The 13,264-nt window shown below is 45.9% G+C and carries 15 protein-coding genes and 2 pseudogenes; 11 read left to right on the forward strand and 6 right to left on the reverse strand.

Annotation, left to right across the window (positions count from 1 at the left end; translation table 11 throughout):
* Nucleotide 1: 1 nt before the first annotated feature.
* A complete protein-coding gene (locus tag ICN30_RS07170; RefSeq protein WP_216274394.1) occupies nt 2–1,213 on the reverse strand; it encodes a phosphoglycerate kinase in 1,212 nt (403 codons plus the stop codon).
* Nucleotides 1,214–1,424: 211 nt separating this feature from the next.
* Here ICN30_RS07170 and ICN30_RS07175 point away from each other — a divergent pair, with 211 nt between their 5' ends.
* The 5 genes from ICN30_RS07175 to ICN30_RS07195 are packed head-to-tail and all read left to right on the forward strand — an operon-like array spanning nt 1,425 to nt 4,749.
* Nucleotides 1,425–2,348, forward strand: coding sequence for a branched-chain amino acid transaminase (locus ICN30_RS07175; RefSeq protein WP_216274396.1), 924 nt, complete (start codon nt 1,425–1,427; stop codon nt 2,346–2,348).
* Between the two features lie 14 nt (nt 2,349–2,362).
* Entirely contained in the window at nt 2,363–2,554 is a 192-nt protein-coding gene (locus tag ICN30_RS07180; protein WP_015421968.1) for a zinc-finger domain-containing protein, read from the forward strand.
* A 45-nt stretch (nt 2,555–2,599) separates the two neighbouring features.
* Entirely contained in the window at nt 2,600–3,637 is a 1,038-nt protein-coding gene (waaF, locus tag ICN30_RS07185) for a lipopolysaccharide heptosyltransferase II (RefSeq protein WP_216274398.1), read from the forward strand.
* Nucleotides 3,638–3,671: 34 nt separating this feature from the next.
* On the forward strand, nt 3,672–4,106 hold the full coding sequence (locus ICN30_RS07190) for a nuclear transport factor 2 family protein (RefSeq protein ID WP_216178496.1): 435 nt from the start codon (nt 3,672–3,674) through the stop codon (nt 4,104–4,106).
* 28 nt (nt 4,107–4,134) lie between these two features.
* Entirely contained in the window at nt 4,135–4,749 is a 615-nt protein-coding gene (locus ICN30_RS07195) for a DUF2946 family protein (protein ID WP_216274401.1), read from the forward strand.
* Here the strand turns inward: ICN30_RS07195 and ICN30_RS07200 are convergent, their stop codons facing one another.
* Entirely contained in the window at nt 4,750–6,468 is a 1,719-nt protein-coding gene (locus ICN30_RS07200) for a M48 family metalloprotease (RefSeq protein WP_216274402.1), read from the reverse strand.
* Between the two features lie 23 nt (nt 6,469–6,491).
* On the opposite strand from ICN30_RS07200, the gene moaC reads away from it, so the two are divergent.
* The 4 genes from moaC (at nt 6,492) to ICN30_RS07220 (ending at nt 9,411) form a co-directional block, all read left to right on the forward strand.
* On the forward strand, nt 6,492–6,971 hold the full coding sequence (moaC, locus tag ICN30_RS07205) for a cyclic pyranopterin monophosphate synthase MoaC (protein ID WP_216274404.1): 480 nt from the start codon (nt 6,492–6,494) through the stop codon (nt 6,969–6,971).
* Between the two features lie 74 nt (nt 6,972–7,045).
* On the forward strand, nt 7,046–8,029 hold the full coding sequence (locus ICN30_RS07210) for a site-specific integrase (protein WP_216274405.1): 984 nt from the start codon (nt 7,046–7,048) through the stop codon (nt 8,027–8,029).
* Nucleotides 8,030–8,351: 322 nt separating this feature from the next.
* Nucleotides 8,352–8,699 carry a hypothetical protein gene (locus ICN30_RS07215; RefSeq protein WP_216274407.1) on the forward strand — a complete coding sequence of 116 codons (348 nt, stop codon included), beginning with the start codon at nt 8,352–8,354 and terminating at the stop codon, nt 8,697–8,699.
* On the forward strand, nt 8,692–9,411 hold the full coding sequence (locus ICN30_RS07220) for a plasmid recombination protein (RefSeq protein WP_216274409.1): 720 nt from the start codon (nt 8,692–8,694) through the stop codon (nt 9,409–9,411). Before ICN30_RS07215 ends, ICN30_RS07220 begins: the two co-directional genes overlap by 8 nt.
* Nucleotides 9,412–9,600: 189 nt before the next feature.
* Here ICN30_RS07220 and ICN30_RS11705 read toward each other — a convergent pair whose 3' ends face one another.
* The gene (locus tag ICN30_RS11705) at nt 9,601–9,834 is read right to left on the reverse strand and encodes an HGGxSTG domain-containing protein (protein WP_370626610.1); all 234 of its coding nucleotides are present in this window, start codon (nt 9,832–9,834) and stop codon (nt 9,601–9,603) included.
* A 260-nt stretch (nt 9,835–10,094) separates the two neighbouring features.
* On the opposite strand from ICN30_RS11705, the gene ICN30_RS07225 reads away from it, so the two are divergent.
* Nucleotides 10,095–10,358, forward strand: coding sequence for a hypothetical protein (locus tag ICN30_RS07225; RefSeq protein ID WP_255533156.1), 264 nt, complete (start codon nt 10,095–10,097; stop codon nt 10,356–10,358).
* Here the strand turns inward: ICN30_RS07225 and ICN30_RS07230 are convergent.
* Together ICN30_RS07230 and ICN30_RS07235 are read right to left on the reverse strand one after the other, a co-directional pair.
* Nucleotides 10,355–11,101: a DUF4214 domain-containing protein gene (locus ICN30_RS07230; protein WP_216274411.1), complete on the reverse strand. Its 747-nt coding sequence runs from the start codon at nt 11,099–11,101 to the stop codon at nt 10,355–10,357. The genes ICN30_RS07225 and ICN30_RS07230 overlap by 4 nt on opposite strands.
* A gap of 133 nt (nt 11,102–11,234) precedes the next feature.
* Nucleotides 11,235–11,543 (reverse strand): annotated as a pseudogene (locus ICN30_RS07235) (integrase core domain-containing protein); the annotation flags it as partial.
* Nucleotides 11,544–11,624: 81 nt separating this feature from the next.
* Here ICN30_RS07235 and ICN30_RS07240 point away from each other — a divergent pair.
* Nucleotides 11,625–12,911 (forward strand): IS110 family transposase, encoded by a 1,287-nt coding sequence (locus ICN30_RS07240; RefSeq protein ID WP_216274413.1) that lies wholly within the window; start codon nt 11,625–11,627, stop codon nt 12,909–12,911.
* A gap of 225 nt (nt 12,912–13,136) precedes the next feature.
* Here the strand turns inward: ICN30_RS07240 and ICN30_RS07245 are convergent.
* Nucleotides 13,137–13,264: pseudogene (locus tag ICN30_RS07245) on the reverse strand (IS3 family transposase); the annotation flags it as partial.

Here is a 13,264-nt window from a genome sequence, read left to right on the forward strand (position 1 = left end):
TTTAGTCTTTCGCTCTTTCAGCTAGTACTGCAAAGGCTGGCAAGGTTTTACCTTCCAAAAATTCTAGGAAAGCACCGCCGCCAGTCGAGATGTAATCCACTTGATTTTCAATACCGTACTTCGCAATTGCAGCCAAGGTGTCACCACCACCTGCAATTGAAAACGCTGGTGAATGGGCAATTGCTGCTGCCAACATTTTGGTTCCGCCGCCAAACTGGTCAATCTCAAAAACGCCCAATGGGCCATTCCATACAATCGTGCCAGCATGCGCCAACATGATCGACAGACGGGCAGCAGTTTTAGGGCCGATATCCAAAATCATGTCGTCTTCTGCGACCTGATCAGCTGGGACACGGTTAGCACGTGCCAATGGAGAGAGTTCGTTCGCAACCACGACGTCTTCAGGAATAGGAACATGCGCGCCGCGCTTTTCCATAATCCCCATAATTTCTCGCGCTTCATCAACTAAGTCTGGCTCTGCTAGCGACTTACCGATTGGCAAACCTTTTGCCAACATAAATGTGTTGGCAATGCCACCACCCACAATTAATTCATCTACCTTATCAGCCAAAGCTTTAAGGATGGTGAGCTTTGAAGATACTTTAGAACCCGCCACAATCGCTACCAATGGACGCTTAGGGCTTGCTAGCGCACGACTTAATGCGTCTAACTCTGCGGCCATCAACGGACCAGCACAAGCAATTGGTGCAAACTTGGCTACACCATTCGTAGTTGCTTCCGCACGGTGAGCCGTACCAAAGGCGTCATTGACATAGACATCACACAAAGCGGCAATCTTCTTAGCCAACTCATCATTATTTTTTTTCTCGCCCACATTCAGACGACAGTTCTCAAGCAATACCAACTCGCCTGGATTGACCTCAAAACCACCATCTACCCAATCACTGATTAAAGGCACTTTGCGATTTAAGAGCGTAGCAATGCGATCGGCTACCGGAGCCAAGCTATCCTCAGGCTTAAATTCGCCCTCAGTTGGACGACCCAAGTGTGATGTGACCATAACCGCCGCACCGGCATCCAAACACATTTGTACCGCAGGCATGGAAGCCCTAATTCGGGTGTCTTCGGTGATATTGCCCACATCATCCTGAGGAACATTGAGGTCGGCACGGATTAAAACCCGCTTTCCCTTGAGAAGACCTGCTGCAGCTAGTTCACTTAGTCGTTTTACTTTAAAGAGAGTTTCCGGCATGAGAATGGGCAAATTTAGTGGTTTATTGGGAATGCTCCATTCTAAATCGTCTGGGCTTGAGACCCCAAAGGAATTGGACTACCCCGCCCCGCTCCCTGCTCTACAATAAAGGCTGAGACGTATTTCAGGCCCAGGGGCTCCCCAGTGGCTTGACACCCTGTTTTACCGAATTGAATCACCCTATTTATTACATATTTAAAAGGTAGAGAAAATGTCGATGTCCGACCGCGATGGCTTTATTTGGTCCGATGGGAAGCTCGTTCCCTGGCGTGAGGCCAATATTCATGTGCTAACCCACAGTCTCCACTATGGAATGGGTGTATTTGAAGGTATTCGCGCCTACAAAACCCCCCAAGGTACCGCCATTTTCCGCCTTCCAGAGCACGTAAAGCGCCTATTCAATGGAACCAAGATTTTCCAGATGAATATGCCCTGGACCCCTGAGCAGATCACCAGCGGCATTATTGAGGTAGTTAACAGCAATAAGCTGGAATCTTGCTATATCCGCCCAATTATCTTTATTGGCTCACAAAAACTGGGCATCTCTCCAAAAGGTAACAGCATCCATACTGCGATCGCTGCCTGGGAATGGGGTGCATATTTGGGTGAAGACGGCCTTAACAAGGGTATCCGCGTTAAAACCTCCTCATTTACTCGCCACTTTGTGAACTCCTCACTGGTGCGCGCCAAGGCCTCTGGTTACTACATCAACTCCATTTTGGCCAACCAAGAAGTAACAGCCAATGGCTACGACGAAGCGCTCCTACTGGATACAGAGGGTTATGTATCCGAAGGTTCTGGCGAAAATATCTTTATCGTTAATAACGGCATTATTTACACGCCTGATCTGGCTTCTTGTTTAGATGGCATCACCCGTAACTCCATTATGCAAATAGCTAAAGATCTTGGCTATGAGTTGCGTGAAAAGCGCATTACTCGTGATGAAGTGTATTCAGCTGATGAGGCTTTCTTTACCGGCACTGCTGCGGAAGTAACACCAATTCGTGAATTAGATGACCGCACTATTGGTGACGGTAAGCGCGGACCGATTACTGAGAAAATTCAGAAGACCTACTTTGACGCAGTCTACGGCAGAAGTGACAAGTACAAGTCTTGGTTAACTTACGTTAAGTAATAGGAAATCAGAGAATGAGTGAAGCTCAAGTTGTAATGGTGAATGGCAATACCGATTTGCCTTTGCATTGCCCAACCAATAAAACCCCTAGCTGGAATTCACATCCACGTGTATTTCTCGATGTTGCTAAGACGGGTGAAGCAAAGTGTCCTTATTGCGGCACTGAGTACAAACTCATCCCTGGTACCGAGCCTCACGGGCATTAAGTCCATCAGCACCTCAGAGCGGGGTGCTGTTTCGGGATACCTCATATGAATCGTATTCTGATCATCGCCCCCAACTGGATTGGTGATGCCGTAATGTCCCAGCCCCTGCTGGCGGCTCTCAAAGTAATTTACCCACAGTCACAAATTGATGTTCTAGCAAGCCCTTGGGTTGCACCCATTTATCGCGCTTGCACAGAAGTTCATCAAGTCATTGAAGCGCGACTAGAGCACAAGCAATTGCAATGGGGCCTGCGTAAGCAACTCGCAAGGCAACTCGAATTAAATCAATACGATGCCTGCTTTGTTCTGCCTAACAGCTTCAAGTCTGCACTCATACCTTGGCTTGCCAATATTCCGCTACGCATTGGCTATCGCGGAGAGATGCGCTTTGGACTCATTAATTTTGCTTTAGACAATCCGAGCAAAACCAATCGTCCACCAATGGCCAATCATTACCTTGCGCTTTGCAATGTAATAAGTCATTCGAAAGAGATTGATAGTGATCAATCAGCAGATCCTCAACTCAACATCTCAACTATAGCCAAGCAGTCTGTAAGCAATAAGTTACAAGCGGCTGCAATCGAAAACAAATCAATTTATGTTCTGTGCCCAGGCGCTGAGTACGGGGTAACAAAACGCTGGCCTACCGAACACTTCGCCACGCTTGCGCAGCAGCTAATCACCAATAATGCAGATGCTCACGTCATTCTTCTAGGCAGTAAGGGCGATTACACTTTGGGTGAGGGCATTAGGGCTCAAGCCAATGATGCCCCCAAAATATATAACTGGTGTGGCGATACCTCACTCGATGAAGCAATTGCGCTCATCGGTATGAGTAAAGCCTTAGTCAGCAATGACTCTGGCTTAATGCATATTGGCGCCGCTTTAAAAGTGCCGCAAGTAGCAATCTTTGGCTCGAGCGACCCACACCATACACCGCCGCTATCCGCTAAAGCTAAAGTCATTTATCTCAACTTGCCATGCAGCCCTTGCCATAAAAGAGAGTGCCCCCTTGGACACCTCAAGTGCTTAAAAGATATCTCGCCAGAGAATGTATTTGAAGTAATTCAGAATCTTCATTAAGCTCACAACAACTTAAGTCACCAGAAAGTAAGCCATGCCAAAACTAGCGAGACTTTTTCATAATGCCGATGAAGTGGTAGATGCTTGGCGCGATGCTTTAAAACATCGCGATGTCAAAGGTGCTTTAGCTATCTGGCTGGATGATGACTCCATTACTTGCGTGCTACCAGAAGGTCAACGCCTAAGCGGTCATGCAGAAATTCGCGCAGGCTTAGAGCGTCTCTTGGCCAAACAAGCTCTGTTTTTGGAGCCCATTGCCTGTATTAGCCATTCGGTTTTAGGCGCAGCCGTTTATGATACAACTGAAGCAGTACATCTACGTGCCGATCAAATTGAAGCGGAGTTCTTTCTCAACATCACCTTAGTGCTATTACAAGACAGTCAAGGCTGGCGCATTGCCCACCTGCATGCAAGTCACTCGACTGAAGAGACCTTCGACGCACCGTCCACACCACACGGACTGCATTAATTACTAATGCCAAAAAGGTTGCCATCTCATGGATGAGCAAGTACTGCGATCCCTTATCAAGTGGCCCAATGTTCCGCATTGCTTTGGCTGGCTTGCATTAGATCGTCGCGGTCAATGGCGTATGCGGGATGAATTTGCACAAACCAATCAATTGACTGGGAGTGTCATCCAGCATGCAGCTCTTAATGAATTCATTTCCAGAAATTACGCATGCGATTCTTTGGGTAGATATTTCTTTCAGAATGGTCCTCAAAGAGTTTTCATCACATTAGATGCCACGCCATGGATTGCCAGAATCATTCCAAGTGAAAGTGGCCCTCAACTATTGACACAATGCGGTACGCAAATTAAACCGCAGGGGGCTCTGAGCGATGAAAAAGGCAATATCTACATTACTGGAATTATTGTGCAATCACTATCCGATCAAATCGATAGCACCGTATTCAGCCAAATAGAATCACTATCAGTCGCGCTATTACATGATCATGATTTGGATCTATTCTCAGATCAGTCAAAAGTGATGGAGGACGCCTGTAGCTTTAGAGGTTCTTGGCAATGGGATGGCAAAGAACTACCGATTGAACCCATTCACTCGCTAGAACTCAGTGAACGCTTTCGCTTTATCAAAGCACCAAGCAATTAATTAGCCGGGCATGTTTTTGCCCTGCTCCTTCAACTCTTCTTGATATTGCTTTTGCATTTCACGTAGGCGCGCATCAATACTGGAAGCCTGATAGAAATCCGCCCCACCAGAAGATCTAGCAATCTTGAGCTGCTCAATGGCTGAAGGCCATGCACCTTCAAGCGCATACTTTTCTCCAAGGGCGTAATGGCGCATTGGCACATTCTTTGCTTGGTCATACGCATTAGAAAGCATAGCCCACCAAACCACCTCATTGGGCTGTAACCTTGTGCGCGCCTTTAGCCAAGTAATGGCGTCATTGGTGCGTCCGAGTTTGAGATAGGCATTCATCATTGCCGCTCCAGCAGCATAGGACTGCGGGTAGGCCTTTAAAGTTGCTTGGGCAATTTGCAGAGCCTCATCACCCTTACCCCTAGCTAATGCCAACTCTGACGCCGTAATATCTAAAGAGAGGCTTTGTCGCTGAATAGGTGATCCTGGTGCACTCGCACTATTGGCCAGATTGCGCGCTTGTTGTAGGTAACTGGAAGCCTGATCGAACTTACCTTGTTTTTGCGCAACCAATGCAAGCCCATAAAATCCTTCCATCTGCTTGCCGGGAGCCGACTGCTTACTCAAACCATCAAAGGTGTTTTTTAAGTCATACATCTGACTAGAGCTTCCAGACTGCTCCATGCGAGCACGTGCTTTTATGAAATAAAACTCCACGGATGTTGGCACATTCCTGTTGGCGATGTTACGAGCACGATCTTGCATGTCAGCAATACGATCAGTGGTTAATGGGTGAGTACGCACATAGGATGGAACGCCACTATCCATAATCCCCGTAGCCTTTTGTAGGCGCTGGAAAAAACCTGGTGCGCCATTAACGTCATAACCACTCGCCGCCAGAATCTGAAAGCCAATCCGATCCGCCTCGCGCTCAGCATCTCTTGAGTACGAGAGTTGGTTATTTACAGCCAAAGCCTGTCCACCCTGCATAAGCCCAGAGGCGGCGCCTGGATTACGGGACGCTGCTAATGCGCCCAGCACCATACCAGCTAAAGCGATCATCATATTGGTGGTTTGCTTGTCCATTTGACGCGCAAGGTGACGCTGTAAGACGTGACCAGTCTCGTGACCCATCACCGAAGCCACTTCTGAATCCGTTTCAGCACTAACCAATAGCCCCGTATGAAATCCAATAAACCCGCCTGGCAATGCAAACGCATTAATGCTGCTGTCTTTAACGGCGAATACCTCAAAGTTATAGGCTCCGCTGCCCTGCTCATTGGCACCGCCCAATTGCAAACGTTTTGCTGCTTGCAATAGGCGTCGCTCCATTTGATTTAAAAAATCATAAATTGGTAAATCATTCGAATAATCTGCATCCGGACGAATCTGACGCATGATCATTTCGCCGTATTTTTTCTCATCCATGCGGCTTAAGCTATCGCCACCAGGATCACCCATATCAGGAAGAACAAAGGCTCCTTGAGTTTGAGGTGTATTACGCGAGGGAAGATTCGAAGATCGGGCATCAGGTGACTGAACTGCCCTACCCAAGTTTTGCAATGCAGCTGACTCACCTTGCACAGACACATCACCCGTTACCGATAAGGGTGTTGGTCCAGCAGCATATACGAAGCCAGCACTTGGACAAGCCAAGGCCAGAATCAGCTGGCCAGCCAAAATTCGCTTAAATAACGATGATTTTTGTGGTGTCTTTATGACTTGCATCCCTATATGGTAAAACTTATCCCATGAACAAACTAACTCATTTTGATGCCAGCGGGCAAGCCCATATGGTCAACGTTGGAGATAAGCCCAATACCCATCGGATTGCCATTGCTACAGGCAAGATCACCATGCTGCCAGAAACCTTCAGCATGATCGAGGCAGGTACCCATAAAAAAGGGGATGTCTTAGGTATCGCCCGCATTGCAGGCATTCAGGCATCCAAGAAGACATCAGACTTAATCCCCCTCTGTCACCCGCTAGCTCTCACGCACGTCAGCCTGGAATTTACCCTCAATAAGGATGCCAGCAGCATCACTTGCCAAGTCAGAGCTGAGACCACTGGCCCCACTGGCGTAGAAATGGAAGCCCTCACCGCTGTCCAAGTTGCTTTACTCACCATCTACGACATGGCAAAAGCTGTTGATAGAGGCATGGTGATGGGCGATGTACATCTACTTGAGAAGAGTGGTGGCAAGTCTGGCGAATGGAAAGCGGGGAAGTAAACGCTAACCTAAGCAGCATCCAGAACATGTAACTTTTAGTCTTGTCCAAATCTTGTCCAAATGAAGGATAAGAAATGGCATCAATCCGATTTAGAAGTAACAAGTGGCAAGCTCGTGTTTCTCGCAAAGGGGAACAATCTCTAGTCAAAACATTCCAATCAAAAGAAGGTGCCGAACGCTGGGCAAGAAGCGTTGAAGTGGAATGGGACAGAGGAACCTATACCAATATTCACCAAGCCCAAAAGACTACCTTTGGTGAACTTATAGAACGTTACTTAAGAGAAGTAACACCACTGATGCGTGGAGCTGGTGCAGACACCATTCGCCTGAAAGCCATAATGAGAAGACCGATTGCCAAGGTGAATATGGCAACGCTAACTTCTGGCAAGATTGCCAAGTATCGTGATGAGCGTTTACAAGAGATCAAGCCCAGTACTGTGGTACGTGAACTGGCCTACTTTTCTTCCATAATTAACCATGCTCGTAGAGAATGGGGTTTAAACACTCCAAATCCCGTTTTGGGTGTCAGAAAGCCTACTCAACCGCAGGGAAGAAATCGGGTACTGACTTACGATGAGGAAAAGATTCTGCTTGAGGCATGCACCCCGAAAGCCAACCGTAATATCTACACAAGACCATTTGTAATCCTTGCCATTGAGACTGCTATGCGTAGAGGGGAGATTTTGAGCCTTCGCTGGGATGACATCAATTACCAAACTAGAACCGCCTATTTAGCTCTTACCAAGAATGGTGAATCTCGAAGAGTTCCCCTATCTACGAGAGCCATAGAGACTCTCCAGTCGCTACCTAGAAGTATTGATGGCAGAATTCTGCCCATTAACTTTGCAGCACTAGAAACCAACTTTAAACGAGCTAGGGAGCGTGCTGGATTAATTGATTTACGAATCCACGATCTCAGACATACCGCAGCCACTCGACTATCAGAGAAGCTACCGAATCTACTTGAGCTATCAGCTGTTACTGGTCACAAGAGTCTAGCGATGCTCAAGCGTTACTACCACCCAAATGCGGAGCAGCTAGCCAAAAAAATAGGTTAAGTTTTCTCTCCAAAATACTTGACAGTCAATCAATAAATTTTTAGCTGGACTATTGATAACAGCACTACACTTGTATAGAATTAATATCAAGATTACAGTCACAGCCATAACCAAGCTGGCATCAAAGGATTCAAGCCCCTGAGATGTTTTACGTAACAGAGGACAATGTTATAAATTAAGGGTTCCCCTTAGAGGGAATAAAGCGGGAGCAGAACAAAACCAAGTTGCTCCGAGGTATCTGAGGCTTGCATCAGCAGAAATGCTGTGCAGGCTTTTTTACGGATCCATACCCTGCATAGCGTTTCTTTTTTGGAGAAACAAAATGCAAAATCGCAATATTCACCCTGCAGAAAACTATGACCCTAGAGATGACATGCTCAAGGGATTGGCTGACACCATCCAATCATTGGTTGAGGAGAACACCCTGCTAAAGGACAAGATCTCAATAGGCCAATGGAACGCTTCGGAAATTGAAAAAATTGATATCGTCCAAACTCTTGAGGAGCTAAGAGAGGCCAACAGGATTCTAGAAATTGATAATCGAACTCTAAAAGATGATCGAAATTGGTACCAAAATCGAGCTGCAGAGACTATGGGTAGTCGCAATTATTGGGAAAAGCAAGCCAAGAGGCTCCAAAAGATCATCGATCAAGGAGGTCAGAATGTTTAAGTTAGACCTTCGTGGACATCTTTTATATCTGAATGGCAATAGCCAAACGCTTGTACTTGCCGAAGCTCACAACAATAGAAAAATCCCTATTGAGTTATATGCAAGAGATAAGATCGATCCCTCTAAGACATATTTAAATAAACAGATAGTTCCACTTAACAAATCACTTGAAGTTACAGTGCAAGATTTAATTGTTGGTGCTGGCATCAATACTTCAAAGGGGACTTTTAAACGAAAGGACAAGGGGTATGCAATTGAGTGGATTTTCTCTGTCACCCCAGGCTTTATATGCGACTTCAATCATCTTTATATGCGGTGCCTAGATTGGCTGATGGATAAATTCCCTTATTGTCCAGTTGCCCATGCAGTCATTCACTATGATGAAGATGTCCCTCATATTCATATCATCATGGTTCCAATAGAAGGCAATCATCTGCCCGCCAGTAAGATTCTTGGATTTAAGGGATGCAGTCGAGAAAGGTCTTACGACTTATATGAAAAGGTTGGAGCAGAATTTGGCCTTGCTTACAGCATGTATCTTAAAGGTGCAGCAAAGAAATCAGCAGCTGAAAAGGCCATTAAAGAACTCGAGAAACTTCACTATCGTGAGAAACTGGGTAAGTTATGGCAACCCTTCAAGACAGCAGTCAAATCACGTCCTGAGCCGTTTTTAGATGCTTTGGGTATTTTGTTAAATGCCCATGTTTACTGAAAACAGAGTGGCAGTGACAACAACATCCTGTGTTGCTGTTGCGAAGTGAGATGTAAACCTACCGATATTGTTCAACGGCAAGTCGGTAGGTCTAAGGACATTAAAAAGAGGTAGTGGTATTTGAACTCTCTCCATGGACTAGCGCAATATCTACTGAGGAGTCATCCTTTGAGCGGGTACATCCTATTACTATGACTCAATCATTCCAAGCTGTATAACCAACATCCTAAGAAACCTAAGCTCTGCTGTTGTCGCTTTGCTCCTTAGTCTTGCCTCTTTAGTACATTTACCGTGCCTCCAATTAGGGTGTCTAGCTCCCATTAAAGACATTCCCCCGTGAAATTTGCATTTTTGCCCTGCTCCGCCTATTAATGGAGCGTTCTTACATGGGGTCCCATTACGAGTCATAGCACCACAGCTCATAACACACCCCAAAGAGCATTCTTTGACTTCTTAGGTAGATTAGTTGTAGCCAGCTCTTGAATTCGCTGCCTAATTTGTTCTCTAGTGAGGTATTTAGGATATCTGGGTAGAGCTTTAATCCGCTCTTGGATTTGCTCTCTGGAGAGATATGTTTTCATAATGCTTCCGTAGGTTCCGTAGCATTCATCCTATCGCATAAGGAATCCTTGAGCAACCACCCTGTAGACTTGAGGCTTAGCTATTTCATAGGTATGAATTGCATGCCTAATTCACCTGATGAGAACTGGACTGATTGGATCAGCGCTCTGATTAAGAATTTACCGCCAGAAAGTCCAGAACAAGTTGAAGACTCTAGCCCTGTTGGGCAGGCGAAAAAACTTCTCGCTGCTATCGATCAAGGAGGTATCCCAACCGACCCCATACGAATCAATAATATCGGCAGAGCTTTAGGTTTAGATGTGCTTCTAAGCGCCTCAATGGTCGATACGATTGAGCGAATTAGGGCAGAAGTTAATAGGCCTTAACCCACCCACTGGGTATAAGCAATTCCATGTGCTATTGCAGGTGCTACCAAAGCAGCTCCCTCAGGCAGAGTAGCAAATTGCTCTAAAACATAAGCCTTGGAAACTCGACCAGCATCTAATTCAGCATTCCAGTACGCTACACCCCCAGCCTCTCCAGGTCGATGCAAAACATTTAAATAAAGGTTGTTTACATAAGATGCATTACTTGGGTTGGCGCCATACTGAGCGATAAATTCAGGGCTACTAATAAAGGCTTGGGCTACATCGGTCACAATATTTGCACCAGCATCAAGCTGCGCTATCCAGTAACCAAGGCCAGACGCATCGGGAGTTCTATTAAAAGCAGCCTGATACAACATATAGGCAGATCCAGCAATTTGTGTTGGGCCAATATCAATTGCAACCATTGTGTTGGAAAATTGAAGACGCTCTATATTTACAAGAGTATCGTACCCATCCCTTCCCGAGGATGAATCACTTACTGTAGAAAAATTGATGCCCTGGATGGTAATGGTGTAACTTGAGGATGCACCACTATATGCTGAAGTATTCAGCCCTACAGCACCATCAATGTAATCGTTACCACCATTTCCCCTCATAAGGTCATTGCCTGCATAACCAATTAAATAGTCAGCATAAATTGATCCATTGATCGTATCGTTACCAACTAGCGCCAAAGATGTGATTCCGTATGCATTTCCTGAGTTTATTAAATTTGCAGCAGTAACAGCGCTAACATTCACATCTCTAGCTGTATAGTCAAGTCGATAATTCCTATATTCATCCAATCCAGTAAGCGTGCCACCAACTAATTGACCGCTACTGCCATAGGTAAAATTATTTCCATAGTAAGTTTGACCTCCTCCCACAAACCGGTCAGCTCTGAGCCAGAAAATCGGGCGGTGTGGTTGAACTACAAAATGACTTTGCAAACATCGCTGGTGGGAGATCCCCCAGCGATGAATGCGGTCTAAAACAATTGTAATCCTGTCTCCAGTTTTCAAGCTTTTCTTGTGCGTCTTCCAGCGACATAAACCAGTGGATGTTCAAACATTCGTCTCTTAAGCTGCCGTTGAATGATTCAATAAACGCATTGTCAGTAGGTTTACCTGGTCTTGAAAAATCTAAGACAACTTGCTTATCGTAAGCCCAGCGATCGAGCGCAATAGAGATAAATTCTGGACCATAGTACATGCAGAATGGTAGTCAGCCGCAGCAATTTAAGCCATGCTTGTGATTGCGAGATCATAAACAAGGAGTATTGCTATGGCTGACCACTTAAACAATAAACCCTATGGGGCATGGATTGCAATTGATATTGCCAAGGACTTTAATGCCGTGTTAAGCGAGACTAAAGAGGGTAAACGACAGCATTTTCGGATGGCTAATTCTGCATCTGACCATGACCGCCTCCTTTCTTATCTCAGAACTTTGCCTTCGCCTTGCATCATTGGCTTTGAAGCAACCGGCAATTACCACCGAGCATTAGGGCATCGCTTGGTAGCGGCGGGGTTTGAAGTCTGTTTTATTTCCTCGGTAGCGAGTGCCCGGTATCGGGAGGTGATGTTCAACTCCTGGGATAAAAATGACCCCAAGGATGCCGCAGTACTTTTGGAACTGCTTAAGCAAGGGATTACTCAACGTTATGTTGATCCATTAATTGCAGGACATCATGATCTCCAGGAGTTATCTAAAACCTACTATCAAGTGACCTTGAGTCGCACGCGCTTGCAACATTCCCTCCTCACTCATTACCTGCCTTTATATTTTCCGGAGATGGGTAAATGGTGGAACAGTACTCGCACAGACTGGTGGATTAATTATTTACTACGGTTTCCAATTCCTAGCGCAGTAACGAAGCACTCTCAAGAAGAGTTTTGCGAGATTGCCAGTCCTGTTGTTGGCCGTAAGGTTAATAAGGCGGCTAAGCTTATTGAGCTCTATAAGACTGCTCAGCATAGCATTGGACTTCCCGTTGAAGCAGAGTCTTTAGCTTGCAAAACATTTCAAATACAACTGCGACGCTATCAAGAGATCAATGCTTGTCGCAAGCAATTAGAAGAGACGGCTCATATGGTATTGGCCGATAACCCGGATTCCGCCATCTTGCAAAGTGTGCCGGGGATTGGTCCGATTAATGCCCTAACGATTCTGGCGGAAGGTGGCGATCTGCGTCGCTTTATCCATCATCGTCAGTTCTTAAAGTATTGCGGGTTTGATCTAGCGAAGAACCAATCAGGCAACTACCGTGGTCAAGAGCAAATCTCCAAACGGGGTAATGCGCGCCTGCGCTTAGCGCTGTGGATGTCAGTCAACCGTGCCATCCAGCAACCTGAGAACAGTTTCCAGCAAAAATATCTACGCTATATTAAAAGTGCGCCTCAAGATAAAGATTTACAGCGCAAGGCAAGGACTGCGGTGGCAGCGAAGATGGCGCGTGTAGTTTACGGATTAGTGAAGTCAAAACAGATGTATCAAGGTTACTATGAAAAAGCTTTACCCAGTGGATCGATCCCTCTCTGTAGGGCCGTAGAGGCCGCAAGGACCTCGTAGATAATGTTTGGACCTTCCACTGGGACCTCAGATTGTTTTAAGTAGGGTAAAGACCAAAACGTAAAGTGGCGGATCTTGTGTTCATTATGGTTAATCGGGACCCCTGATGTATTTGTGGAAGTGGCCGTTTGGGTGGAGTGAAGTAGTAAGTTTGATTTTTTAACTGCATTTTGCAGTTACGGGATGGCTTTGCCTATCGCTGGAAAAAGTTCTTGCATTTAGTACGTTGTCCGCTTGAATCCGCGTGGGCTTACCTCTTTGCGAGACGATATGCTCTAGCAGATGCGCAACATCATCGCCTCGAATGTTTTGCGCAGGATAAATTGCTAGGCACTCACGGGTGTGGTTATCTA

Origin of the sequence: Polynucleobacter sp. 31A-FELB (genome assembly GCF_018882405.1) — a bacterium.
Classification (GTDB): domain Bacteria; phylum Pseudomonadota; class Gammaproteobacteria; order Burkholderiales; family Burkholderiaceae; genus Polynucleobacter.